Below are 25,513 nucleotides of genomic sequence, written 5' to 3' on the forward strand. Positions count from 1 at the left end.
AGAACTGTCGGCGGGAACCACTAGAGTCGGTACGTGGCTCCAGAAACCAACACCTCGACGATGACCAAGGGCACCACGGGGGACGCCCCGCAGCCTGGCACCGGCCGGCCGCGGATCCTGCTGCTGGACGGGCACTCGCTGGCGTACCGGGCGTTCTACGCGCTCCCGGTGGAGAACTTCTCCACCACCACCGGGCAGCACACCAACGCGGTGTACGGGTTCACCTCGATGCTGATCAACATGCTCCGCGACGAGCAGCCGACGCACATCTGCGTCGCGTTCGACGTGTCCCGCAAGACCTTCCGCTCCGAGCAGTACGCGGAGTACAAGGCTGGCCGGTCGAAGTCGCCGGACGAGTTCAAGGGTCAGGTCTCGCTGGTCAAGGAGGTGCTCGAGGCGCTCCGGATCCCGACCACCGAGATCGACGGCTGGGAGGCCGACGACATCCTCGCCACGCTCGCCACCCAGGCGGCCGAGCAGGGCTTCGAGGTGCTGATCAGCAGCGGTGACCGGGACGCGTTCCAGCTGGTCAGCGACGACATCACGGTGCTGTATCCGAAGCGTGGCGTGTCCGAGATCGCCCGGATGGACCCGGCCGCGGTCGAGGAGAAGTACGGCGTACCGCCCCGGCTGTATCCGGATCTGGCCGCGTTGGTGGGGGAGCAGAGCGACAACCTGCCCGGCGTGCCCGGGGTCGGGCCGAAGACGGCGGCCAAGTGGCTGAACCAGTTCGGCTCGCTGAACGACGTGGTCGACCGGGTCAACGAGATCAAGGGCAAGGCCGGCGAGTCGCTGCGTGAGCACCTCGCCGACGTGATCCGGAACCGGCAGATCAACGAGCTGGTCCGCGACCTGACCCTGGACGTTGTGGTGGACGACCTGGTCCGGACGCCGTGGGACCGGGACAAGGTGCACACGCTGTTCGACAGCCTTGAGTTCCGGGTGCTGCGCGAGCGGTTGGTCGCCGAGCACGAGGAGGTCGACGCGACCGTCGACCACGGGTTCGAGCTGCAGGGCGTGCAGCTGAAGCCGGGTGAGGTCGCCGCCTGGCTCAAGGAGCATGTCAACGCCGGTGAGCGGGTCGGCGTCGCAGTGCAGGGCAGCTGGGGTCGTGGCACCGGCGAGATCACCGGACTGGCGCTGGCGAACACCTCCGGCGCGGCAGCCTGGTTCGACCCGACCGTACTGACGCCCGACGACGACGCGGCCTGGCAGGCCTGGCTCGCGGACCCGAAGCAGCCGAAGGCGCTGCACGACGCGAAGGGCCCGCTGCTCGGCTTCCTGGAGCGCGGCTGGACGCTGGCCGGTCTGAGCTCGGACACCCAGCTGAGCGCCTATCTCGCCCGTCCGGACCAGCGGTCGTACGACCTGGCCGACCTGACCGTGCGGTATCTCAAGCGCGAGCTGCGCAACGAGGAGGCGGACAACGGCCAGCTCAGCTTCGACGACGTCGAGGGCGGCCCGGCCGCGGATCACACGATGCTGCGCGCCCGGGCGATCGCCGACCTGGCCGACACCCTCGACGCCGAGCTCGAGAAGCAGGCCGGTACTGCGCTGCTCGCGGACGTCGAGCTTCCGCTGATCGACGTGATCGCCGGGATGGAGCGGGACGGGATCGCGGTCGACCGGCCGTATCTCGAGCAGCTGGAGGAGCGGTTCGCCACCGGAGTCCGGGAGGCCGCGACGGCGGCGTACGACGTGATCGGCAAGGAGATCAACCTCGGTTCGCCGAAGCAACTGCAGGTCGTGCTGTTCGACGAGCTGCAGATGCCGAAGACCAAGCGGACCAAGACCGGCTACACCACCGACGCGGATTCGCTGCAGGCGCTGTTCGAGAAGACCGAGCACCCGTTCCTGGCGTACCTGCTGGCGCACCGGGACGCGACCCGGCTGCGGCAGACGGTCGAGGGGCTGCTGAAGACGATCAGCCCGAAGGACGGCCGGATCCACACCACGTTCAACCAGACGATCGCGGCGACCGGGCGGCTCAGCTCGACCGACCCGAACCTGCAGAACATCCCGATCCGGACCGAGGAGGGCCGCCGGATCCGGCAGGCGTTCATCGTCGGCGAGGGCAACGAGTCGCTGATGTCGGCCGACTACAGCCAGATCGAGATGCGGATCATGGCGCACGTGTCCGAGGACCAGGGTCTGGTCGACGCGTTCAACTCCGGGATGGACTTCCACTCGGTGACGGCGTCCCGGGTGTTCTCGGTCGAGCCGTCCGCGGTGACGCAGGAACAGCGCGCCAAGATCAAGGCGATGAACTACGGGCTCGCCTACGGCCTGTCGGCGTACGGGCTGAGTCAGCAGCTGAAGATCGGCGTCGACGAGGCGAAGGGCTTGATGGACGAGTACTTCGAGCGCTTCGGGGGCGTCCGCGACTACCTGCGCTCGATCGTCATCGACGCCGGCAAGAGCGGGTACACCGAGACGATCCTGGGCCGCCGGCGGTACCTGCCGGACCTGACCAGCGACAACCGGCAGCGCCGCGAGATGGCCGAGCGGATGGCGCTGAACGCGCCGATCCAGGGCTCGGCCGCGGACGTGATCAAGATGGCGATGCTCAAGGTCGACGCGTCGCTGCGCGAGTCCGGCCTCAAGTCACGGATGCTGCTCCAGGTCCACGACGAGCTCGTCTTCGAGATCGCCCCCGGCGAACGCGAGCCGCTCGAGGAGCTCGTCCGCCGCGACATGGGCCGCGCGGTCGAGATGACCGTGCCCCTGGACGTCTCGGTCGGCGTCGGCCGCACCTGGCACGAAGCCGCGCACTAGGGCGTCAGCCCCCGACCCCCGGTAGCAACGGCATCGGGTCGGGGGACAGGGCGTTGTCGATCGACGTCAGTTCACGGGGATTGAGCGGAGGCAGGTCGCCAAGCGGGAACCAGGCGACCTCCAGCGACTCGTCGTCGTTCACGCGCGGTTCGCCACGCACCCAGCGGCAGCGGAAGCAGAGGTCGAGGAACTGGACCTGGTCGCCGTTGGGGTAGCTGGACGGCGGCTGGGCCTCGACGCTGACGAGGCGCTCGACGGCGACCTCGACCGCGGTCTCCTCGTGGATCTCCCGGGCCAGGCCGAGGGCCGGCTGCTCACCCGGTTCGAGGATGCCTTCGACCAGGGCCCATCGGCCGGTGTCGGCACGCCTGACCAGCAGGACCTCCGCGTGGTCGTTCAGGACCACGCCGGTGATGCCGGTGAGCCAGAGCAGGTCGTGCCCGATCTTCTCGCGCAGCTCGAGGATGAACTTCGGGGTCGCCATGCCCAGCACCCTATCGAGCGGGCCGGAGCACTTACTTTCCGCAAGAAAGATGTCCGATAGACAGTAAGCGGAAAGCGTTTGCACGCAAGATGCGGACAGTGAGCGGCCGATCTCGGTCGGTTGCTGTCGAGGTCTTCCGCACTGTGTCTTTCTCTGTCATTCTGCCGGGCAAGATCCGAGATCCTATCGGATATTGCTCTCGGATATTTCGTGCTTGTTCCGACCCAGCCGCCTAGGAGGAACCCATGCCGAACGACGATGCCCGACCGCCGGCACTCAGTCGTCGATCACTCATCGCGGGGGCGTTAGGACTCACCGCCGCGACCGCCGGCGGTGGTCTGCTCAGTGGCTGCAGTGGCTCCAGCACTGCGAGCGGCGCGGCCGCGGGCGCCGGCCAGGCCGCCCCCAGCGTCACCCTCGGCCCGAAGCTGACCACCGTGCAGTACCCGGAGGGGTACGTCGGACCGGTCGCCCGCACGCTGAAACCGCTCACGACCGAGAAGGTGACGTTCAAGATCGTCGTCAAGCAGGACGTGACGATCGGTGACTGGAAGACCAACGCCTTCACCAAGTGGCTGGAGGAGAAGACCGGCGTCCACATCGAGTGGAGTCAGATCGGCGGCACCGACGACGACGTGATGACCAAGGTCAACGCGATGATCGCGGCCGGCGACATCCCGGACGCCTTCCTGGGCGTCAACTTCACCCGGTCGCAGCTGTTCCTTTACGGCGCGCAGGGACTCTTCACCGACGTCGGCGGGCACATCGACGCCTATGCGCTGAACCTGCAGCAGGCGATGAAGGACTACCCGGAGACCCGCAAGCTGATCCAGGCGCCGGACAAGAAGATCTACTCGTTCCCGGGCATCAACGACTGCTTCCACTGCCGGGCCATCGACGGACGGGCCTGGCTGAACATCGACTGGATCAAGCAGGTCGGTCTGGAGATGCCGAAGACCACCGACGAGTTCCGCGAGGTACTGCGCGCGTTCAAGAAGGCGGATCTGGCCGGCAACGGCAAGACGATCCCGTTCGCCGGCTTCAACGAGGCTCCCATCGACCCGTTCTTCATGAACGCGTTCCTCTACGATCCGGGCGAACCGTGGCTGGTGGTCAAGGACGGCAAGGTCGACGTCGCGTTCGACAAGGACGAGTGGCGTGAAGGCCTGAAGTACGCGAACGGCCTGTACCGCGAAGGGCTGATCAGCCGGGACATCTTCACCGCCGACGGGGACCAGTTGAAGCGCTACGGCAACGCCCCGGGCAAACCGCTGATCGGGGGTGCCCGATCGAACTACTGGGGCAACTTCCTCGACATCGACCAGAAGGACCCGAACGCCCGCTGGCGTCAGTACGAGGCGTGTCCGCCGCTGAAGGGACCGAACGGCGTCCAGTACGCCGCCTGGGACTACCTGACCGTCGGCGTCGAGGTGTCGCACCTGGTGATCACCAAGAAGTGCGCCAAGCCGGATCTGCTGGTCCAGTGGGCCGACGCGCAGTACGAGCTGGAGGCGATCCTGCGCGGGTACGGCGGCCCGAAGTTCGCGTGGGCGAAGAAGGGTGATCTCGGGATCAACGGCAAGCAGGCGGTGTACGGGTTCGACGCGACCTGGAACTCGCAGAAGAACCTCAACTGGGGCCAGGACAACCCGATGTACCGCTCCCAGGACTTCCGGCTCGGTGAGCGGGTGCAGCCGGGCGACCTCACGTTCGAGAAGCCGCTGTACGAGCAGACCAAGGAGCGGTTCTTCCCGCTCAAGCAGCCGCAGGAGATGCAGTTCCCGCCGGTCACCCTGGACCAGGACCAGGCCGCGCAGGAGGCCGAGCTGAAGACCAACCTCAAGGGCGAGGTGAACCAGTCGTTCGCCAAGTTCCTCACCGGGCAGCTCGACCCGAACGACGACGGCGCGTGGAACGACTACAAGGACCGGGTCAGCAAGATCGGAGTGAAGCCGTACCTGGACCTCCAGCAGGCCGCCTACGAGACGTACAACGGATGAGCGAGCGGAGCGAGCTCATCATCAAGCACAGCGCGTCTCGTGTCTCATCCGCGCCCGGAGCGAAGCGAGGACGTGGATGAGCGCCGCCGGAACGCTGCCGCCGGACGAGACGCGGTTGGCGGTCGGCGCTTCGATCCAGGACACCCGCGGCGACAAGATCGCGATGGCCTGCATCTATACCGCGCTCGGCCTCTTCTGCCTGGCGATCCTGTACCCGCTGATCTACGTTCTCAGCGCCTCGGTCAGCAACACCAGGAAGGTGTCCGCCGGCGAGGTCTGGCTGTGGCCGGTCGGGTTCACGCTGGATGCCTACAGGGCGATCTTCGACTACAAGGCGATCGTCAGCAGCTTCGGCAACTCGGTGTACTACGCGGTCGCCGGGGCGCTGGTGGCCACGGTCCTCACGTTGCTGGCGGCGTACCCGTTGTCCCGGAAAGGGCTGCCGGGCAAGGGGCTGATCATGGGGGCGTTCGTGTTCACCATGATGTTCAACGGCGGCCTGATCCCGACGTACCTGGTGGTCGACCAGCTGGGACTGCTGAACACGCGCTGGGCGATCATCCTGCCGACCGCGATGGCGGTCTGGAACGTGATCATCACCCGGACCTACTTCATGGTCACGATCCCGGAGGAGCTGGTGGAGGCGGGGAAGGTGGACGGCTGTAGCGACTTCAGCTTCTTCTGGCGGGTCGTCCTGCCGCTGAGCAAGCCGATCATCGCGGTGAACCTGCTGTTCTACGCGGTCGGGCAGTGGAACTCGTTCTTCAACGCGCTGATCTACCTGACCAATGAGCACCTGTTCCCGCTGCAGGTGGTGCTGCGCCAGATCCTGATCCAGTCCAAGGTCGACCCGTCCCAGATGCAGGACACCAGCAAACTCCTGCAGATGCAGGAACTGCAGCAGCAGCTGAAGTACTCGCTGATCGTGATCGCGATGATCCCACCGCTGCTGATCTACCCGTTCGTGCAGAAGCACTTCGTCAAGGGGGCCATGGTGGGCTCCTTGAAGGGATGAGCGTATGACGACCTCAACAGAAGCAGAGGCCCGCTCGTCGGTGCGGACGGCGGCGCCCAAGCGGACGCGCACGGCGAAGAACGCGGTGGGGCTGGGGCTGCGGATGCGCCGGAACTGGCAGCTGTACGCGATGCTCGCGCTACCGCTGCTCTGGCTGGCGATCTTCGCCTACTGGCCGATGTACGGCGTGATCATCGCCTTCAAGGACTACAACGTGGTGTCCGGGATCTGGGGCAGCCCGTGGGCCGGGATGAAGTACTTCGACCGGTTCGTGGAGTCGTACCAGTTCTGGCGGCTGATCAAGAACACCGTGTACCTGCACGTCTACGAGCTGGTGGCCACGTTCCCGTTGCCGATCATCCTCGCGCTCTGCCTGAACACGGTCCGGAAGAAGTGGTTCAGCCGGTCGACGCAGCTGATCACCTACGCACCGCACTTCATCTCCACGGTGGTCGTGGTGGGTCTGCTCGTCGTCCTGACCAGCCCGAACACCGGGGTGACGAACAAGCTGATCGGCCTGTTCGGGTTCGGCCCGGCGAACCTGATGGGCGACTCCGGGATGTTCCGGCACCTCTATGTCTGGTCCGGAGCGTGGCAGACGATGGGGTTCGCCGCGATCATCTATCTGGCCGCGCTGACCAGTGTGCCGCCGGAGCTGCACGAGGCGGCGATCGTGGACGGGGCGTCGCGGTTGCGGCGGATCTGGCACATCGATCTGCCGGCGATCGTGCCGGTGGCGGTGATCCTGCTGATCCTGAACATCGGCTCGATCCTGTCGGTCGGGTTCGAGAAGGTGCTGCTGATGCAGAACAGCCTGAACCTCGATGTGGCCGAAGTGATCGACACCTATGTGTACAAGATCGGTCTGGCGTCGTCGGTGCCGCAGTTCAGCTATGCGACCGCGATCGGTTTGTTCAGATCGGTGATCGGGCTGGTGCTGCTGGTACTGGCGAACACCTTCGCCCGCCGCTTCGCGCGGTCCAGCCTTTGGTGATGGCGAGTCTCTGGTGAGCTAGTCGGTCGCCTGGCGGTGGAGTCCCACCGCCAGAGCGGCCGACAGCGCCAAGGCGCAGGTGCTGGTCATCGCGACCAGCACCTTCACGCCGGCCAGCCCGGTGGCGATCCCGGCGCCGAGGACGATCCCGGCCGCGACCGCGAGGACGGCCAGTCCGACCCAGATCACCAGCGCGGCGCGCTTCTCCTGCTGCGCGATCGCGGCGTACACGACCAGTTGCAGTACGGCGTACGCCGAGCCGGAGATCGCGAACAGCCAGGTGTACGGACCGAGTGGCGCGTAGTTCTCCTTGCCACCGATGATCGTGACCACCAGGTCCGGCAGCAGGAGCGTGCCGATGACCGCGCACACACCGAGGCCCGCGACGGCCATGATCGCCCGGCGCAGCCGCACGGTGTCACCGGGGGAGCTGGCCAGGGACGGGAACACGATCACGATGACGAACTGCGGCAGGAACAGGCACGCCTTCGCCACGATCACCCCGGCCGCGTAGTACCCGCTGTCGGTGCCGTCAAGCAGCGCGCGCGCGAACAGCACATCAGCGTTCGCGATCACGAAGAACGCGAGCAGGGTGTGCGTGCCGTGCACCGTCTCGCGCAGCGCCGCTTTGATGTGCTCAGCCGAAGCCCCGGTCGACCCGCGCAGGAGGAAAGCTCCCAGCAGAGCGGGTACGGCGGCGCCGAGAGCGAGACCGATCATCGCCGAGTCAAGCGATGGATGCACGATCAGCGCACCACCGCCGAGCACCAGGCGGCCGACGCCGACCGCGGTGTAGACGGCGGCCAGCTCGGTCCAGCGCTGGCTGCCTTGCAGGACCCCGAGTTGTGAGCCCATCACGGTCAGACAGCCGAGGGTCGGTGCGAGGAGCAGCACCGCGACTATGGAGTCGATGTGCAGCAGCCACATGAACAAAGGCGTCGCCACCACGCACACTGCGGTGAGTCCGAGCGCCGAACGGCGGCCGGCCTTGAGCATGGCGTCGGACAGCGCCTCGGCGTCCTTGCCGGAGCCGGTGTGGGTGGCGAGCCGGCGGGCGCCGGTCGCCTGCAGGCCGAGTGAGGCGACATTGCCGATCAAGAGCAGGCCGAGCAGCGCGGTGATCGCACCGAACTGCTCCGGTATCAGGCGGTGACTGCTAATCAGGGTGAAACCGTAGGCGGCGACGTTCATGATGGCCATGCCGACGGCAACGACCGTGGCACTGCGCAGGAACGCCAAGCGGGGTGTCTTGGGCTCTTGCTCCGGAGTGGTGTCAGAACTCATGCTCTACTGCCTCAGGGCATTGGGTGGGGAGGTGGTCATGTCAGAACGTGCGTCAGAACGTGCGCAGCGCGTCCTGCCGTGGTTGTGGCCTGTCCTGCTCACCCTGCTGATCACTGCTCCGCTGCTCGCTCCGGGCTTCGTGGTCGGCTACGACCTGGTGTTCGTGCCGGACCTCACCGTACGACTTGACCTGTTCGGTGTCACAACGGCCATGCCGCGGGCGGTCCCGTCCGACATCCTCGTCGCCCTGGCCGACGAGGTCACCGGCGGCCAGGTGCTGGACAAGCTCGTTCTGGTAGCCATTCCGCTACTGTCCGGCCTCGGCATGACAGCCCTCTGGCGCGAGCTCCGCCTGGGTGGCGCGCTGCCGGGCGCCGCCGCCGCGACGCTCTACCTCTGGAACCCGTTCGTGGCCGAGCGACTGCGGTTGGGTGCCTGGGCGCTCCTCCTCGGGTACGTCGCCCTGCCGTGGCTCGTGCGGTCCGCTGTCAGACTGCGTCGGGGGGAGGGCTGGCCCGGCTTCGTGCTCGCCTCCGCCGGGTGTGCGCTGACGGCATCAGGTGGAATCACCGGACTGCTGGTCGCAGGGCTGCTCTTGTTGTGGCCGCCGCGAGCACCCAAGCTGTGGCCGCTGGGCGCGGCAGTCCTGCTGAACGCGCCGTGGCTGGTGGCAGGCCTCACTCATGGTGGAAGCTCGACGACCGACCCCGCCTCAGTGGCCGCGTTCGCCGCTCGCGACGAGGGCTATGGCGGCACGCTGCCCACTTTGCTCACCTTGGGCGGTGCCTGGAACGCGAATGTTGTCCCCGGCAACCGAGGCGACCTGTTGCCGCTGATCTTCGCCTTCGTCATGCTGCTTGCCTCGGTGGCCGGTGTGGTCCTCTGGTGGCAACGGGATCACCTAGTGGGAGCCTTGGTCGTAGCTGCCGGCATCGCATTGCTCATTGCGCTCGCTGGAGTCGTCGCGCCCGGTGCGTTCGCCCAAGTCGTCGCGCACGTACCAGGGGCGGGCCTCTTCCGCGACGGTCAGCGCTACCTGCCACCACTGGTCCTGCTCGAGTCCGTCGGCTTCGGCGTTGCGATCACTGCGGTCCTGAAACACGTCCACCTGCAGAAGGTGGTCGGAGTCACCGCGGTGCTGCTTCCGATCGCGGCTCTCCCCGCGCTCTCCGGCGGAGCCGGTCTGCACGTGTCGCACTACCCGGCGGAGTGGGAGCAGGCACAGCAGGCGGTTGCCGGCCGCTTCATCCCGTGGCCGTTCGAGTCCTATCGCGCACCGCTGTGGAACGGACGCCGCCCGGTGCTCGACCCGATGCCGCGGTACTTCGCCCAGCCCTCAGTCGTCCCTGACGAGTTGATCGTGAGCGGCCACCGACTGGCGGGCGAGGACCCGAGTGCCGCCGCCGTGGCAACCGCGATCCGCGGGGCCATGCGTGACAGGACCGATCCGACATCGGTCTTGCTGCAGCAGGGCGTCGGGTGGGTGGTGGTCGACCGTGAAGCCGGCGGACCAACGCCATGGACTCTCATGCGCGGTCTCACGGAGGAGTTCTCCGGTCCGACTGTCACGGTCTACCGACTCGCTGGGACGCCGGTCCCGCAGCACCATGCGCTCTGGCGGACAGTCGTCGTACTGGCTGCCTGGGCGGCCGCGGGAATGACCTTGATCGCCGCTCTGGTGTCTGTGGTCCGGCGTTGTTACTCTTCGGTTCACTTGACCGGGAGGGGACACGTTTCATGGGATCACTGATCGGTGCGGCCATCGCCGTACTCGCCGGGCTAGCGGTGGCTACCACGACGGTTGTCGGGGTGGTTCAGTCGGTGAAGGAGGACCCGGCGCCGCCGCCCGGTCAGACCCAGGGGCAGGCGGACGAGCCGATCGTCGGCTACGGGATGAAGTAGGCGTCAGCAGTCGATCGAAGGCCAGTGCGGCGGCACACCAGGTGAACCTGCCCGCACTGGCCGACGCTCCCTCCGACAGCCGCTGCCGCAAGGCGCCGTCCTGCAGTAGACGAGTGATCGCCTCGGCGAACTCAGCAGGACTGTCCACCAGCACACCCGAGACTCCGTCATGGACGGACTCTGTCGGCCCGCCGGCACTCCGGTAGGCCACCGTGGGTACGGCGTGACCCGCGGCCTCACCGACGACGAGACCCCAACCCTCCTTGAGGCTTGGCAGTGCGAGCACCCAGGCCTCGTCGTACGCCGCGTGCTTGTCGTCCTCGCTGACATGGCCACGGAACTCGACCGCGTCCCGCAGGCCGCGCTCCTCGACGTACGTGCGTAGTGAGTCCTCCCACCAGCCTGAGCCGACAACTATCAGGCGAGCGTCGGGAACGACCTTGCGTGCCTGTGCGATCGCGTCGACGGCGTGCTCGAGTTGCTTGTGCGGAACGAGGCGGCCGACACACACCACGGTCGGCGCGGATGCCTTCGGTTGCTGGCGTGCCGGCGCCGGATCGGTGCCGTTGTGGATCACCTCGATGTCGGTGACGCCCAGCCCGAGGAGTTCGTCGCGTGACGCCGATGACACCGTTACGTAAGGACAATCGGCGTACAGGCGTGGTGCGACGCGGGACTCCAGCCACCATCCGAGCCGGCCACGCCAGCCCGGGTACACCACCTGCCACTGCTCCTGGTGCACGTGATGCACGAGGACGACGACGGTACGACGTACGAGACGGGTAAAGAATGGGAGTCCGTTCTGCACGTCGACAACGCGGTCCGGCCGGCGCAGCAAGGTGTGCAGGAGGCCGCGTAGGTACACCGTGACCTTGGTCCCTCGGTACACGTACCGGACGTCGTGGCGACGCGCTTCCCGTGGGCTCCCCGGGTACGCCGCGCAGAGCACGGTCACCGACCAGCCCAATGCCGCAAGGCCTCTAGCCACCTCCTCCACATAGCGCTCCGAGCCTCCGCCCTCCGGGTTCGTCGTGTCCCGCCAATTCAGCAACAGCACGCTCTGCGCACGCACCTGGTCAGCCCCACCCCTCTGGTCACCTCCCCCGAGGTAATGGCCGGGGACGTTACCAAGGAGTAACGATGTCCGCCAGACCTCGCGAGATCCGTTAATGTCCCGCCTGTGCAGGTGATGACGAACACCACGGACAACCGGGAGTGGACGGCCGATCTCGGGCGTGCGATCCGGCTGTTCCGGGCGTTCGGCGTCGAGCAGACGGACCCGGATCGCTTCTACGAAACGCTTGCTGCAGACTCCGTCGGCCAACTGCGCCAGTACGCCGATCTCCGCGGTGCACGGATGCTCGACGTCGGTGGCGGACCGGGGTACTTCGCCGACGCGTTCCGCCAGGCCGGAGCGACGTACTACGCGATCGACTCCGACCTCGGTGAGCTGAGCGGCCGCGGTGAACCCACACCGGGCACTGTGCTCGGCAGCGGCATGGCTCTGCCGGTTGCAGACGCTACAGTCGACATCTGCTTCTCGTCCAACGTGCTGGAGCACGTGCCCGACCCGTGGCTGATGGCTGACGAGTTGGTTCGCGTCACCCGGCCCGGTGGGACGGTCTTCCTGTCGTACACCGGCTGGTGGGGACCGCATGGCGGTCACGAGACGGCGCCTTGGCACTACCTCGGCGGACACCGCGCCGCCAGTCGGTACGAGCGCCGCCGGGGGCATCCGCCGAAGAACAGGTTCGGTGAGTCGCTGTTCCCGATCACAGTGGCCGGGGGACTGCGGTGGGCACACGCCTGCCCGGAAGCGGACCTCGTCGCGGCGGTGCCGAGGTATCACCCGCGCTGGGCGTACGGCGTACTCGCGGTGCCCGCGCTGCGGGAGGTCGTGACCTGGAACCTCGTCCTGGTGCTCCGGCGTCGATGAGGAGACTGAAGGCCGGCAGTTCGGAGCAGGTGGTCTGGCGAGCGAGGCTCGTGCTGGGCTGCCTGTTCCTGATCGCCCTGTGCTTCCACCAGGCGCCCGGCAAGATCGTGCCCGACACCAAGCTCGACCTCACCGCCGCGCCAGGTGGCTTCCTCGCTCGCGCACTGCACCTGTGGGATCCACTGGGTGCGTTCGGTCAACTGCAGAACCAGGCCTACGGCTATCTGCTGCCCATGGGCCTGTTCCACTGGCTCCTGGATTCGCTGTCGGTGCCGGACTGGATCACGCAACGCCTGTGGTGGTCGCTGGTTCTCTGTGTCGCCTTCCTCGGTGTCTGGAAGCTCTGCAATGCCTTGCAGTACGGCGTCCCCTGGACGCGCTTCGCCGTCGCGCTGTTCTACGCCTTGAGTCCGCGGATGCTCGGCGAGCTGTCGATCACGTCGGTCGAGGTGTGGCCGATCGCGATGGCTCCGTGGGTACTGCTGCCACTCGTCACCCCGCGCGCCCGCTCCGGTTGGTGGCGGGTCGGTTGGTCGGCCGTGGCGTTCGCACTGGTCGGGGGAGTCAACGCGGTCGCTACCGGCGCGACGCTCGTACTGCCTGCGATCTGGCTGATCACTCGGCGACTGGACCGGTCGACGGTGAAGGTAGCGGTCGGCTGGTTGGGCTGTGTGGTCGCGGTGTCGACCTGGTGGCTCGTGCCACTGCTGCTGCTCGGTCGCTACAGCCCGCCGTTCCTCGACTGGATCGAGGACGCGGCCGTGACCACCGGTACGGCGAGTGTGTTCGAGTCCTTCCGTGGTACGTCGCAGTGGCTCAACTTCCTGTCCGGCGGTGATGGACCGAGCTGGCCGGCGGGTTGGCTCTATGTCACGCAGCCGACGCTGATCCTGATCACCGCAGTGATCGCTCTGCTCGGCCTTGCAGGCTTGGCGATGGGATCGCTCAAGAACCGCGGCTTCCTGCAGCTGTCGCTCGTGGCGGGCCTCTTGCTGGTGACCCTGGGCCACGCAGGTGCGGCTGGCTCACCACTGGCGCCGCAGTTGCACGACCTGCTCGACGAACCGCTGGCAGCACTGCGCAACACGCACAAGTTCGAGCTGGTCGCGCGTCTGCCGCTCACTCTGGCTGCGGCGCATTCGCTGAGCCGGCTCGCGGAGTGGTCCGTTGCCCGCGGAATCCACCGCCGAGTTGTCCCGGTCCTGGTCGCCTGCCTGGTCGTCTCGGTCGCGACGCCGGCCATCTTCGGTCAGCTGCCCAGACATGAGTCGTACGAGGCCATCCCCGCACACTGGCGGGAGGCCGCTACCTGGCTCGACAACCAGTCCGCACCGGGCAGCGTGCTGGTCGTCCCGGCCGCGTCATTCGCGGACTTCACCTGGGGTTCGACGAAGGACGAGCCGTTCCAGGCCCTGCTGAAACGACCCATGGCCGTGCGAGACGCCGTACCGCTGGGGTCTGCCGGGACGACGCGGTGGCTGGACGAGGTGGAGCGCCGGCTCGGGTCCGGCGTCGGAGACCAGACACTGCGACAGGCGCTCACACGTGCGGGAGTCAGGTACGTCGTCGTACGCAACGACCTCAGGTACGACGCACAGGTGACGCCGACGTTGGCGGTGCACGAGAGCCTGGCCGAGTCCGGGATCAAGCGAGTGGCGCACTTCGGCCCAGCCACCGGCAGCACCATCGAGCAGCCCGATGCGACGCTCGATGGGCACACGCGACTGCCCTACCTGAGCGTGGAGATCTACGACGTCGGCAGCACCAGTGCCGGTCGCCTGGTTCCGCAGTCGCGGCTCGTGGAAGTCCGTGGCGCGGCCGAGGACGTACCGGCCGCATTGACGGCACTCGGCGGCGACCGTGACGCGATCACCAGCACCGACGCCGCGGGCCGGCTCGACGGGTTGCCGCTGGTCCAGACCGACGGCATGCAACGCCGTGAGGTGTCGGTCGGTCGCCCGGCGGAGAATTACTCGCCGGTGCTCACCGAAACCGAACAGGGCCGCCAGCATCGCCGCACCCTCGGGTACGACGTCGACGCCAAGGCACCGAGTACGACGCGGACATGGGACGGCGGCGTGGTCGACGTACGGGCGTCTTCGTCCGCGGCGGATGCGGATGCCACGTTGCGGACCGGACCGGGCAACGGACCGTTCGCCGCGGTGGACGGCGATCCGTCCAGTCGCTGGATCTCGGGAACGTTCGGCCGGAGCAGTGGTGAATGGCTGGAGCTGACGTTCGCGTCGCCGCGCACGGTCGACGGGCTGACGGTCCAGTTCTCGCTGGCACCGCCGACCACCGAAGCGGTCCGGATACTGCAGGTCGATACGGACGCCGGGTCGATGACCTCGGTGCTCTCCGGGTCAGCCGATCCGGAGAGCATCCCGACTCCACCGGGCAAGACGCAGCGGCTGCGGCTCAGTGTCGGAGTGACCGACGGCAAGAACCCGAACGGGGTGTCGATCGCCGAGGTGACCCTGCCGGGTATGGCTGCCGTCAGCAGGCTCAGCGTGCCCGACACTGACCGGCAACCGAGCGCACTGGTGTTCAGGAACCAGCAGATCGGGCGGTCTGCCTGCCTCCACATCGACACCCGGCCGCTGTGCCGGCAGAGCGACGCCAAGGACTCGGAGGAGCCGACCGGGCTCTTGCGCAGTGTGGAGCTCCCCAAGGCGGCGTCGTACCAGCTGCAGGGGACCGCACTGGCCAAGGACGGCGCGACTCTCGAGGGCATGCTCGTCGTACCGGGGGCCATCACCGCCTCCGCCTCGTCCCGGGCCGTCACGGCTCCGGAGGGGCGGCCGGGTGCAGCCGTCGACCGCGATCTCGGCACCGGCTGGGTGGCGGATCCCAGCGACCCGGCGCCGAGCCTGACCTTGAGGTTGCCCAGGGCACGGGAGTTGAGCGGGCTGCAGTTCCTCACCGATCCGTACCTGACCGCGTCTCACCCGGCCGAGGTGCTGCTGCGCTTCGACGGCAGTCCACCGACGCGGAGCACGGTGGATCCCGAGGGCTACGTCCGGTTCGGCGCACGGAAGGCTCGGACGGTCGAGGTGGATTTCGCCGGAACCAGACCGATGGTCGACTTCGACTCAGCGACCGGGTACGCGCGGACCGCACCGGTCGGCGTGGCGGAGGTCCGGGTGCTCGGTGCCGACGATCTGCGCAAGGCACTCGACCTGAACGGCCAGAACGGGGCGTACTGCGGCTATGGCCCAGGTGTGCGCGTCGACGGCGTACCGGCGGATACCCAGGTGAAGGCGACCGTGCGCGACCTGCTGCAGCGGCGGCCGGTCACCTTCACCACGTGCGGGAAGGACTCCGTGGTGCCACTGCAGGCAGGGCGGCACAACGTGGACGTCCTGGCCGGTGGCGGCTTCGTGCCGACCGAGACGACGCTGACCACGGCAGGGCTCGGCGACGTGTCCACCACGCCGGTGCAGAGCGTGGACGTGTGGCGTCCCAACCCGGCCGAGCTGACCGCCGAGGTGCCGGCCGCGGACGAGCAGTCGGTGCTGACCGTCGCCCAGAACTACAACGAGGGCTGGCAGGCGTACGACGGCAGTGGCCACAAGCTGACCCCGATCCGCGTCGAGGGCTGGCAGCAGGGCTGGGTGCTGCCGGCAGGCCCCGAGCAGGTGGTCACCGCTCGCTTCATGCCGGACCGGACGTACCGGGCCGGCCTGTTGGTTGGGTTGCTCGGTCTGTTGACAGTCATCGGCATGGCGGTGTTCGTCCGGCGGCGCAGGTCGAGACACTCGGGACACGGGCTGCGCGAAGGTCGCAGCATCGGACCATGGCTCGCTCTGGGTATCGGTCTGGCCGCGGGGTGGTTCATGTCCGGCTGGATCGGGCTCGGTGCGGTCGCGGTGGCCGCAGTCTGCGCGTGGTTCTTGTCCAGGTGGGTGCTGCTCGTGGTGGTCGCCGCTGCGGTGCTGCTCGGGACTCTGGTGGCGGTGGTTCAGCCCTGGCCGGACGGGGGAGCAGGTGTGACCTCGGGAGTCGTCCAGGCGTCGATCTTGTTCGGCTGCGCGCTCGCACTGCTGTCTTCCGGTGAGACGTCATACGACTTGTCCCGCCTGCCAAGGCGCATGATGGGCCGCTCCATCCCGTAGTAGCTCGCTGCGGCGACGGCGGCCGACAGGACGAGCGTGGGGAAGAACAGTACGGCGAACTTCCCGCTGAAGAGCTCGTAGCCGCTGATCCGCTCGATCAGGCTCAGCACGATCAGGTGGTACGCGAAAACGCCGTACGAGATGTCGCCGGCGACATGACCGACCCTGCCACCTAGGACCCGTGCCGTGCGCGCAGTCGGTGTCACGGCCGGGAAGAGTACGCACGCGGCGACGCCGGTGTAGAGGAGACTCTTCATGAACGCCTGACCGGCTGTGGACGTGGTCAGGTTGTACGGCCCGGCCACCGGAGTCGCGGCGATCAAGAGCAGCGCCACGGCGATTCCCCAGACGGTCCCAGGGATCTTGGTGAGCGTGTCCAGGGTGGACGGCCCGAGGCGACCGCTGGTGCGGGCGACCTGCCACAGTGCGAACCCCATGCCGACCGCGAACCAACCGAGGTAGCCAGGCAACCAGAGGCCTGCCTGCGGATGACCGGTCGCGTTCACTGCAGCCATCCACACCGGTCCGAGGACAGTCAGCACACCGAGGACGACGAGTCGCCAGCGCACACTGCGTCGGGTGGGACGCTCGTACCCGGTCAGAAGCTTCGCCAACGCGGGTAGGAGAAGGTAGAACGCGACCTCGGTGGCCAGACTCCACAGCTGGGTGAGCCCGTCCGCCGCGATCCCGTCGAAGTAGATCTGGGTGAGTGTCGCGTGCTGGAGGTACGTCGCCCAGCTCACGCCGTCCTTGTGCGGTACGAGCAGAGCGGCGAGCACTATGGCGACCCAGAGCGCCGGCAGGATCCGGAGGGCCCGATTGCGTAGGTAGGGCAAGGTGAGCGGGGGAAGTGTGCCTTCGAACCACGCCACGGCGTGTGGCCTGTAGAGCAGGAACCCGGAGATCGCGAAGAAGATCGCCACCCCGACGTCCAGCCTCGACAGCACCCCGGCGAACGGCCCGCTCAGCGACGCGCCGGTGTGGAACCCGACATGCGTGGTGAGCACCGCAAGCGCACCGATGGCCCGGAGCCCGTCCAGCGCCGGGAATCTGGTCCTCATCCAGGCAATCCGATCTCGAGGTTCTGCACGCACAGGTTCGTTGCGGGATCGGAGGAGCGTAGCCGGACCTCCGTGGCTTTGATCCGCCGCGACGGACCGAAGTACATGTTCCCGAGTCCCGCGGGCCACTTCGCCCCCGGCAGCGCCGCAACGTTGCCGTCGGCGTCCACCAGTTCGATCGACACGCTGTTCTCCCGGTTGGAGAAGTACGCCACCTTGGCGAACCAGTTCGCGGTGGCGACCTCGTTCTGCGTCGATGCCAGCGGAATGCTGAGTGTTTCGGTGCCGTGCATGAGGTGGTTGCAGAAGGAGTTCGGCTCCTTGGCCGGCTCGCTGCGCGACCACACCGCCAGCTGGGAGGGACGCAGGTGTCCGGTGTCGTCGACGATCAGTGGCTCACTGCTCGGAGACTGCAACTGGAACGGGATCCCAGCCATCCTCAGCACCGGTGAGAGCCGGGTGTCGGACATCAAGGCGTTCACGATCGGCGGCGGCATCGACGTGTCCCACAGGTTCACGTTCGGTCCGGCGCGATCCAGCTCGGCGGTCACGGTCGCGAAGTACGCCTTGGCCGGGTTCTTGCCCCATTCCCTGGCGAACCCGGTGTCCGACACGACCACGCCCGCGATCAGGAACGCGACCGGAACGACCACGAATGTCCGGACCTGGACCGTGCTCAGCGACAGCACGGCAGCCAAGGTGAGCGGGATCGAGAGATCGGACCAATAGTGGTAGTGCGAGGTGAACAGATCGCCGAACAGGACGAATCGTCCGTACGACACCAGGACGACTGTGACCAGCACGTAGATCGCGACGGATCCCCACAGCAGCAGCACTCGTCGGTCCCGGCGCCACGCCGTCAGCAGGAGCAGAGCAGCCACCACGCCGCCGACGACCACGGCCACAGTCGGTGCGGCAGCCGTGCTCATGATCGTGAAGGTGTCCCACTGCCAGGGTCCGCCGACCAGGGCACCCAATGCGACGGCGAACCCGCGGCCGAGGGCCTTCAGCAGAGCGCCTGGTCCGGGCAGGTGACCGGTCGACGGGTTGCCGTGGGTCAGGTAGAGGATGCCAAAGGCAATGATCGGGGCAGTGAGGGCGGCGGCGAAGGGCCAGGTGCGGCGGAGCCAGGGGCGAATCGGCTCGGTGCGGAGATAGAGCGCCAGGGCGACGGCCGTGAACAGGATCAGGCCTGACTTCTCCCAGCAGGCCAGGGTGATCAGGAGCGATAAGGGGCCGTAGGCAATGGCTCGCCGGCGGTGGTCGTCGTACCAGTCGATGGTTGCGTGCAGCAACAGCAAGCCGAAGACGTGGGCGGAGAGGTTGTTGACGCCACTCGACAGTGACATGAACGACGGCATGCTGAGCGGCGTCAGTGCGTAGAAGGCCGTGCCGGCGACGACCCACCAGCTCGAGCCGAGGATCCGGATCAGCAGCAGGCCCATCAGGACGATCGCGATCGCCTGCATCACCACCCGCCAGCCGACGGTGAAGTCGTGGTCGAGCGGCGCGACCGCGGCGAAGACCGCGTAGACGAACCGCAGGCCCGGCGCGATGTGGTCGTTGACCGGCGTCAGCAGTTCGGCCGGCGCGAAGCCGCGACCGCCCTGGACCAGGAAGTCGAGGTCGTCGCTCAGCCACGAGCCCCGGCGCGCGAGGACTCCGAGCACGGCCGACTGCAGCACCGCGATCGCCACGACGACGCCGCGGAGAGCCGATGTCTGCGGTGCCGTCGGCAGCGTCCGGATCCCCCTCATGCGGCGCGACTATATGACAGTTCGAAATTCTCTCGCGCATCGTCTGTTCAAGGTGGCTACCCGCTGGTAGCGTCCCGCGAACAGACCAGGAGGGGATGCAGTGGGGACTCGTAGTCGAGCGGCGTTGATCGGGCTCGGGGTGTTCTTCGTCGGCGTTGCGGCGCTGGCCAGGTTCTATGCGTATCCGACGCTGGCGGTGGCGCCCGCGGACCAGATCGCGCACACGGTGTCGGCCGGGCCGGACGCCACCATCTTCAGCGTCGCGGACCTGAAGGAGAAGAAGGGTGTCGAGCTGGAAGCACGGCGGACCGTCCGTGGTGACGTGGCCGCCGCCGACAAGATCAGCAAGGCGCTGAACCGCAAGGTGGTCGTGTTCGACACCGCGGTGGTGACGGACGACTCGAAGAACTACCAGTTCCCCGACGACGCGTCGCTGACCGGCCTGATGCCGCTGAGCTTCGTCCAGGAGCGGGTCGTGCTGGACGCGCACACAGGTGAGGCGGTGCGCTGGAACCCGTCCGGTGACGACAACAGCGGCGAGTACATCGCGACCACGCTGGAGAAGGCGGACCGGCTCAAGCCCGACCCGACGAGCGCGTTGTTCAAGGGACATGAGGGTCTGGTGCTGAAGTTCCCGTTCGGCACCGAGAAGAAGACCTACCAGTTCTGGGACACCACGCTGCGCAAGGCGTTCCCGATCACTTACAAGGAAACGACCAAGCTGGACGGCCTCAAGGTCTACGTCTTCGAGCAGGACATCCCGAAGCAAGAGGTGCCGCTGGCGAAGCCGCTCGAGGTGCCGGGCAGCCTGGTCGACCAGCTCGGCCAGGATTCCGTCGAGGTGCAGCGGACGTACAAGAACACCCGGACGCTGTGGGTCGAGCCGGTCACCGGCGCGATCATCAAGGGCCGTGAGCACCAGCTCGCCACCATCGCGTACGACGGCGAGGACAAGCTGACCGCCACCAAGGTCACGATCGCGTACGACGACGCGACGGTGAAGAAGAACGTCAAGGGCGCGGTCGAGAACGGTCACAACGAAGGCGGCTACCAGTCGAAGGCGACGCAGCTGCACCTCATCGGCTTCTGGGTGCCGTTGCTCTCCCTGATCCTCGGACTGCTCCTGCTGGGCTTCGTGGCCGTGCGGTCAGGCCTTCCGGGCCGACCAGATGGCGGTGCCGGGGACTAGCCGGCCGCGGTCCGGTCCCCAGCCGCCCCAGACCAGCTCGTGCCCGGCCGGCCAGTCGGGCTCGAGCAGGTCGTCGACGACGAAGCCGGCGCCAGTGAGTGCGCGAATCCAGTCGCCGGTGGTGCGGTGGTGCTCGGCGTAGACCGGCGTACCGGCGTCGTCGACCTCCACGTACGGCGTGCGGTCGAAGTAGGAATGGGTGATCCGCAGACCGGCCGGGCTGGGGTCGTCCGGCATGGTCCAGCGGAACGGGTGCGTCACCGAGAACACGAGCAGCCCGCCCGGCTTGAGCGTCCGGGCGATCTCGCGGAGCGCGGTCTCGGCGTCGGCCACGAACGGCAGCGCGCCGAACGCCGAGCAGACGATGTCGAACGTGCCGTTCTTATAGGGCAGCGCTACGGCATCGGCCGCGACCGTCCGCACCGCGGTTCCGGTCCGCGCGTCGAGTTCGCGCGCGATGCGCAGTTGCTCGACGGAGATGTCGAAAGCGACGACGTTCGCGCCTTGCCCGGCCAGCCAGCGCGAACACTGCGCGGCGCCGCACCCGACCTCGAGGATGCGCTTGCCCCGGACCGGACCGAGCAGCTGGGCCGATTCCTCGTCGACACCCTCGGGACACCAGATGAAGCGGTCGTCACCGAGGAAGTCACCATGTTCGGCCAGATACTCGCCGGCCGCCGCGTTCCAGTAGGCCCGGCTGGCCCGCGAAGTCTCCGCCTCGGTCAACTCCACCCGCACCGGCCCAGTCACAGAGGAAACTCTAGTGTTCAGCGGTATGAGTGATTTCGCGGCCAGCGCTGTCCCGCTGACGGGCGGGTACGGCGGTCAGACGTATGCGGTCAGCGCCGGCGGCGAGGACGCCGTACTGAAGTTGTATGTGAAGGACCCCGGGCGGGCGGCGATCGACGCGGCGCTGCTGCAGCTGGTCCGCGGACTGCTGCCGGTGCCGCGGGTGCTGGAGGCGAAGCGTGAAGGGTCCGTCGAGGACCCGCCCTATCTGCTGACCGAGCGGCTGCCTGGGGTGAACCTGCAGGTCTACCTGGAGACGGCGGGGGAGGACGAGCGCCGGACGGTCGGGGAGCAGTTGGGGGAGCTCCTGGTGCGGCTCAGCGGGATGCCGTTCCTGACCTTCGGGCTGTTCCGGGACGGCGAACTGGCGATCGAGCCGTTCGGGTCGGGCGATCTGGAGCAGTACGTCGAGGGTCTCGACCTCGGGTTCAGCCCGGAGCAGGCGGTGAACTTCGCCGGCGTGATCGCGGCGGCCGAGGACGTACTGGCCGAGGGGGTCGACCGGGTCTGCCTGGTGCACAGCGACTTCAATCCGAAGAACCTGCTGGTGGATCCTGCGACCGCGCGGATCACCGGGCTGATCGACTGGGAGTTCGCTCACGCGGGATCGCCGTACACGGATCTGGGAAACCTTTTCCGCTTCTGCGTCGATCCGGCGCTCGCCGGGGCGGTGCTGAGCGTGCTCCGGGGGAGCGGGCTCGGGCTGGGGGAGCCGCTCGTGGACCTGGGCCGGGCGGCCGACCTGTGGGCACTGCTGGACCTGGCCGCCCGCTCCACCGAGCACGAGATCGCGGCCGCCGCCCACGACCTGGTGGCTCGCATGGCGGACACGAGTACCCTCTCCGGAGGACGACCCGCCCTAGGGGATGTGTGCTGACCCCGTCCGTGCTGCGCGGCACTCGGCACGGGCTCGCGACTGGACGGGGTCAGCACACACCCGCTGGACGTCGTACATTGAGATGAATGGCACGTCGGGAGACCTCGGCGGGCGGCCGGTACGGACCGGGTGCCCCAGGTTGTGCTGTCTTCGTCAAGACCGGTATTCTGTGAGATGCGCTATGGGCCCGCGCGACCTCGGACGGAGCAGGCTCGTGCTCGCAGCAGTCGGTGGTGAATCTGTGCTCTTCAGGCAATCCAGCGGTTTGATGCGATCCAACGGTTCATGACGCGACCGCACAACACCACCAGTCCACGGAGCAACCCACCACATGACGGCCAGCATCGAGGCACCTCTCGACCCCGCAGTACGCAGCACCCCGCAGGTAGCGGTCAATGACATCGGGTCGGAGGAAGACTTCCTCGCGGCGATCGATCAGACCATCAAGTACTTCAACGACGGCGATATCGTCGAGGGCACCATCGTCAAGGTCGACCGGGACGAGGTCCTGCTCGACATCGGTTACAAGACCGAAGGCGTGATCCCCTCCCGCGAGCTGTCGATCAAGCACGACGTCGACCCGAACGAGGTCGTCAACGTCGGCGACCACGTCGAGGCCCTGGTTCTCCAGAAGGAGGACAAGGAAGGCCGCCTGATCCTCTCGAAGAAGCGCGCCCAGTACGAGAAGGCCTGGGGCACGATCGAGAAGATCAAGGAAGAGGACGGCGTCGTCACCGGCACGGTCATCGAGGTCGTCAAGGGTGGTCTCATCCTGGACATCGGCCTGCGTGGCTTCCTGCCGGCATCGCTCGTCGAGATGCGCCGGGTCCGCGACCTCCAGCCGTACGTCGGCCAGGAGATCGAGGCCAAGATCATCGAGCTGGACAAGAACCGCAACAACGTGGTCCTGTCCCGCCGGGCGTGGCTGGAGCAGACGCAGTCCGAGGTGCGGATGAACTTCCTCACCCAGCTGCAGAAGGGCCAGATCCGCAAGGGTGTCGTCTCCTCGATCGTCAACTTCGGTGCGTTCGTGGACCTCGGCGGCGTCGACGGTCTGGTGCACGTCTCGGAGCTGTCCTGGAAGCACATCGACCACCCGACCGAGGTGGTCGAGGTCGGCCAGGAGGTCACCGTCGAGGTGCTGGACGTCGACATGGACCGCGAGCGGGTCTCGCTGTCGCTGAAGGCGACCCAGGAAGACCCGTGGCAGCAGTTCGCCCGGACCCACCAGATGGGCCAGATCGTGCCCGGCAAGGTCACCAAGCTGGTTCCGTTCGGTGCGTTCGTCCGCGTGGAGGAGGGCATCGAGGGTCTGGTGCACATCTCCGAGCTGGCCGAGCGGCACGTCGAGATCCCGGAGCAGGTCGTCCAGGTCAACGACGACACGATGGTCAAGATCATCGACATCGACCTCGAGCGTCGCCGGATCTCGCTGTCGCTGAAGCAGGCCAACGAGGGTCTCGACCCGGTCTCCGACGACTTCGACCCGACGTTGTACGGCATGACCGCGACGTACGACGACCAGGGCAACTACGTCTACCCCGAGGGCTTCGACCCGGAGACCGGCGAGTGGCTCGAGGGCTTCGACGCTCAGCGCGAGGAGTGGGAGCGGCAGTACGCCGAGGCCCACACGCGCTGGGAGGCCCACAAGAAGCAGATCGAGGACGCCAAGACGGCGGACGTCGAGGCCGGCGAGGCGTCGACGTACTCCTCTGCGGCTGCTCCGAAGGACGACGCTCCCGTCGAGGGTGCGCTCGCTTCCGACGAGGCGCTGCAGGCGCTCCGCGAGAAGCTGACCGGCCAGGGCTGATCCCGGCCCGGTAGGTAGCAAGACCCGGAACCCCCGCACCCCCGTACTGGGTGCGGGGGTTCCGCATGTCTGCGGTGGGTCAGTCGTAGGCGCGGCGGGGTTTCGGCTCGCCGAGGTCGGTGCCCCACTGGCCGCGGCCTTCGCCCTTCAGCCGCATCTTCAGCTCCATGATCTGCGCCCGTGCCCCGCTGGCGGTGAAGAAGCCGGTCAGATAGGACTCGTTCGGCGCTCCGACCTCCCAGGCCGGCACCTGTTGTTCGCCGTACCTGACCATGCGGATCGCGGGGTCCTCGCCGGCGCTGATGCGGGCCGCATCCTGTGCGCAGGCGGGCACCCGGCGGGTCGGTCCGTAGGCCGGCGTCCAAACCACATTGGTGCTCGACGGGCCGTGCTGTGGATTGAAGAGGCAGGGTGTACGTCGCTCCGGCAGCGGAGCGCCCGTGAGTCGGGCTCGGGCGCACGCCAGCGCGTAGCGGCCGGCCGTGAGAGTGTCGATCAGTGTGCTGACCGAATCGGCCGAGGTCAGCTTGTCGACCATCCGCCGGGCGGACTCGTACGCATCGAGCGCGGACTGGTAGTCGTGCCGCAGCTCTGTGTCGAGCTCGCCGGTCAGCATGTCGCCGAAGCGCGTGAGCTCCTCGCCGAACTGGATCACGTCCTCGTCGGCCATCGATCGAACCTGCCGGAGCTCGAGTGCGGCCCGGCGTCGCAACCACCCCATAAGTCATGGTAGGCCGAGGCTGACTAAGGTGCTGGCGTGCTGAGAGTGGGGCTGACCGGTGGAATCGGGTCCGGGAAGAGCGCGGTGTCGTCGCGGCTGGCGGCCCGTGGGGCGGTGCTGATCGACTCGGACGTGCTCGCGCGCGAGGTGGTCGCCCAGGGAACCGACGGGCTGGCCGAGGTGGTTGCGGCCTTCGGCGACGGCGTACTGACCACCGAGGGCGAGCTGGATCGGCCGGCGCTCGGGCGGATCGTGTTCGGTGACGAGCCGGCCCGGCGGACGCTGGAGGCGATCATCCATCCGCTCGTCCGGGCGCGGGCCGCCGAGATCGAGGCGGAGTCACCCGCCGGCGCGATCGTCGTCCACGACATCCCGCTGCTGGTGGAGACCGGTCAGGCGGACAGGTTCGACGTCGTCCTGGTGGTCGACACGCCGGTCGACGTACAGCTGGAGCGGTTGACGTCGCAGCGCGGGATGACTGAGGCGGAAGCCAAGCAGCGGATCGCCAGTCAGGCGTCCCGGGAGGACCGGCTCGCGGTGGCCGATCTCGTCGTCGACAACTCCGGCACGCTCGCCGACCTGGACCGTCGGATAGACGAAATGTGGGCCGCCCTACAGGACCACGCAGGGCACGGTCCGGACACGAAAAGGTGACCCCTGCGCGGTAAATGATGAATCCGGGACCGGCTGTACGAGAATCTGTCCCGGTTCGGCCCGGGAGTGATCGGGCCGGCCACCGACGGCGCGCCCCGCGCCGGTCCGGACGTCCGAGGTTGGGAGGATGGCGTGGTTTGCCCGCGCTGC

18 protein-coding genes and 1 pseudogene are annotated in these 25,513 nt (G+C 67.6%); 12 read left to right on the top strand and 7 right to left on the bottom strand.

The features are described 5' to 3' along the window. Window positions 1-60 precede the first annotated feature (60 nt). Window positions 61-2,775 (top strand): DNA polymerase I, encoded by a 2,715-nt coding sequence (gene polA, locus ACZ3HV_RS01920; protein WP_465680432.1) that lies wholly within the window; start codon window positions 61-63, stop codon window positions 2,773-2,775. A 4-nt stretch (window positions 2,776-2,779) separates the two neighbouring features. On the opposite strand, the gene ACZ3HV_RS01925 is transcribed toward polA, so the two are convergent. After that, entirely contained in the window at window positions 2,780-3,259 is a 480-nt protein-coding gene (locus tag ACZ3HV_RS01925) for an NUDIX hydrolase (protein WP_465679924.1), read from the bottom strand. 245 nt (window positions 3,260-3,504) lie between these two features. On the opposite strand from ACZ3HV_RS01925, the gene ACZ3HV_RS01930 reads away from it, so the two are divergent. From ACZ3HV_RS01930 to ACZ3HV_RS01940, 3 genes are all read left to right on the top strand, one after another. Next, window positions 3,505-5,259, top strand: a complete 1,755-nt coding sequence (locus ACZ3HV_RS01930; RefSeq protein ID WP_465679926.1) for an extracellular solute-binding protein — start codon at window positions 3,505-3,507, stop codon at window positions 5,257-5,259. Window positions 5,260-5,335: 76 nt separating this feature from the next. After that, entirely contained in the window at window positions 5,336-6,274 is a 939-nt protein-coding gene (locus ACZ3HV_RS01935) for a carbohydrate ABC transporter permease (RefSeq protein ID WP_465679928.1), read from the top strand. Window positions 6,275-6,278: 4 nt separating this feature from the next. Beyond that, window positions 6,279-7,268 carry an ABC transporter permease gene (locus ACZ3HV_RS01940; protein WP_465679930.1) on the top strand — a complete coding sequence of 330 codons (990 nt, stop codon included), beginning with the start codon at window positions 6,279-6,281 and terminating at the stop codon, window positions 7,266-7,268. An 18-nt stretch (window positions 7,269-7,286) separates the two neighbouring features. On the opposite strand, the gene ACZ3HV_RS01945 is transcribed toward ACZ3HV_RS01940, so the two are convergent. Continuing rightward, window positions 7,287-8,552, bottom strand: a complete 1,266-nt coding sequence (locus ACZ3HV_RS01945; RefSeq protein WP_465679932.1) for an MATE family efflux transporter — start codon at window positions 8,550-8,552, stop codon at window positions 7,287-7,289. A 37-nt stretch (window positions 8,553-8,589) separates the two neighbouring features. Here ACZ3HV_RS01945 and ACZ3HV_RS01950 point away from each other — a divergent pair, with 37 nt between their 5' ends. Together ACZ3HV_RS01950 and ACZ3HV_RS01955 are read left to right on the top strand one after the other, a co-directional pair. Then, the gene (locus tag ACZ3HV_RS01950; protein WP_465679933.1) at window positions 8,590-10,302 is read left to right on the top strand and encodes an MmpA family trehalose lipid delivery protein; all 1,713 of its coding nucleotides are present in this window, start codon (window positions 8,590-8,592) and stop codon (window positions 10,300-10,302) included. Beyond that, window positions 10,194-10,454 carry a DUF2613 family protein gene (locus tag ACZ3HV_RS01955; RefSeq protein ID WP_360376135.1) on the top strand — a complete coding sequence of 87 codons (261 nt, stop codon included), beginning with the start codon at window positions 10,194-10,196 and terminating at the stop codon, window positions 10,452-10,454. Before ACZ3HV_RS01950 ends, ACZ3HV_RS01955 begins: the two co-directional genes overlap by 109 nt. Here the strand turns inward: ACZ3HV_RS01955 and ACZ3HV_RS01960 are convergent. Further along, complete coding sequence (locus ACZ3HV_RS01960) at window positions 10,342-11,526, bottom strand: glycosyltransferase family 4 protein (RefSeq protein ID WP_465679935.1); 1,185 nt, start codon at window positions 11,524-11,526, stop codon at window positions 10,342-10,344. The two genes, ACZ3HV_RS01955 and ACZ3HV_RS01960, sit on opposite strands and share 113 nt — an antisense overlap. Window positions 11,527-11,643: 117 nt before the next feature. Here ACZ3HV_RS01960 and ACZ3HV_RS01965 point away from each other — a divergent pair, with 117 nt between their 5' ends. Together ACZ3HV_RS01965 and ACZ3HV_RS01970 are read left to right on the top strand one after the other, a co-directional pair. Beyond that, a complete protein-coding gene (locus tag ACZ3HV_RS01965; protein WP_465679937.1) occupies window positions 11,644-12,390 on the top strand; it encodes a class I SAM-dependent methyltransferase in 747 nt (248 codons plus the stop codon). Then, window positions 12,387-16,505 (top strand): alpha-(1->3)-arabinofuranosyltransferase domain-containing protein, encoded by a 4,119-nt coding sequence (locus tag ACZ3HV_RS01970; RefSeq protein WP_465679939.1) that lies wholly within the window; start codon window positions 12,387-12,389, stop codon window positions 16,503-16,505. Before ACZ3HV_RS01965 ends, ACZ3HV_RS01970 begins: the two co-directional genes overlap by 4 nt. A 26-nt stretch (window positions 16,506-16,531) precedes the next feature. On the opposite strand, the pseudogene ACZ3HV_RS01975 reads toward ACZ3HV_RS01970, so the two are convergent. Together ACZ3HV_RS01975 and ACZ3HV_RS01980 are read right to left on the bottom strand one after the other, a co-directional pair. After that, window positions 16,532-17,566 (bottom strand): annotated as a pseudogene (locus ACZ3HV_RS01975) (acyltransferase family protein); the annotation flags it as partial. Then, window positions 17,563-19,323 (bottom strand): hypothetical protein, encoded by a 1,761-nt coding sequence (locus ACZ3HV_RS01980; RefSeq protein WP_465679941.1) that lies wholly within the window; start codon window positions 19,321-19,323, stop codon window positions 17,563-17,565. The pseudogene ACZ3HV_RS01975 and the gene ACZ3HV_RS01980, both read right to left, overlap by 4 nt. A gap of 100 nt (window positions 19,324-19,423) precedes the next feature. Here ACZ3HV_RS01980 and pgfA point away from each other — a divergent pair, with 100 nt between their 5' ends. Then, a complete protein-coding gene (gene pgfA / locus ACZ3HV_RS01985) occupies window positions 19,424-20,512 on the top strand; it encodes a cell envelope lipid trafficking protein PgfA (protein ID WP_465679943.1) in 1,089 nt (362 codons plus the stop codon). On the opposite strand, the gene ACZ3HV_RS01990 is transcribed toward pgfA, so the two are convergent. After that, the gene (locus tag ACZ3HV_RS01990) at window positions 20,471-21,262 is read right to left on the bottom strand and encodes a class I SAM-dependent methyltransferase (protein WP_465679945.1); all 792 of its coding nucleotides are present in this window, start codon (window positions 21,260-21,262) and stop codon (window positions 20,471-20,473) included. The two genes, pgfA and ACZ3HV_RS01990, sit on opposite strands and share 42 nt — an antisense overlap. Window positions 21,263-21,287: 25 nt before the next feature. Between ACZ3HV_RS01990 and ACZ3HV_RS01995 the strand changes: the two genes are divergently transcribed. Next, window positions 21,288-22,178: a phosphotransferase family protein gene (locus ACZ3HV_RS01995; RefSeq protein ID WP_465679947.1), complete on the top strand. Its 891-nt coding sequence runs from the start codon at window positions 21,288-21,290 to the stop codon at window positions 22,176-22,178. A 331-nt stretch (window positions 22,179-22,509) separates the two neighbouring features. After that, entirely contained in the window at window positions 22,510-23,988 is a 1,479-nt protein-coding gene (gene rpsA, locus ACZ3HV_RS02000; protein ID WP_465679950.1) for a 30S ribosomal protein S1, read from the top strand. 79 nt (window positions 23,989-24,067) lie between these two features. Here rpsA and ACZ3HV_RS02005 read toward each other — a convergent pair whose 3' ends face one another. Continuing rightward, on the bottom strand, window positions 24,068-24,709 hold the full coding sequence (locus ACZ3HV_RS02005) for a hypothetical protein (RefSeq protein WP_465679952.1): 642 nt from the start codon (window positions 24,707-24,709) through the stop codon (window positions 24,068-24,070). 36 nt (window positions 24,710-24,745) lie between these two features. Here ACZ3HV_RS02005 and coaE point away from each other — a divergent pair, with 36 nt between their 5' ends. Next, entirely contained in the window at window positions 24,746-25,363 is a 618-nt protein-coding gene (gene coaE / locus ACZ3HV_RS02010; protein ID WP_465679954.1) for a dephospho-CoA kinase, read from the top strand. The last annotated feature ends 150 nt before the right edge of the window (window positions 25,364-25,513 follow it).

The sequence above is a fragment of the Kribbella sp. NPDC020701 genome (genome assembly GCF_055562215.1).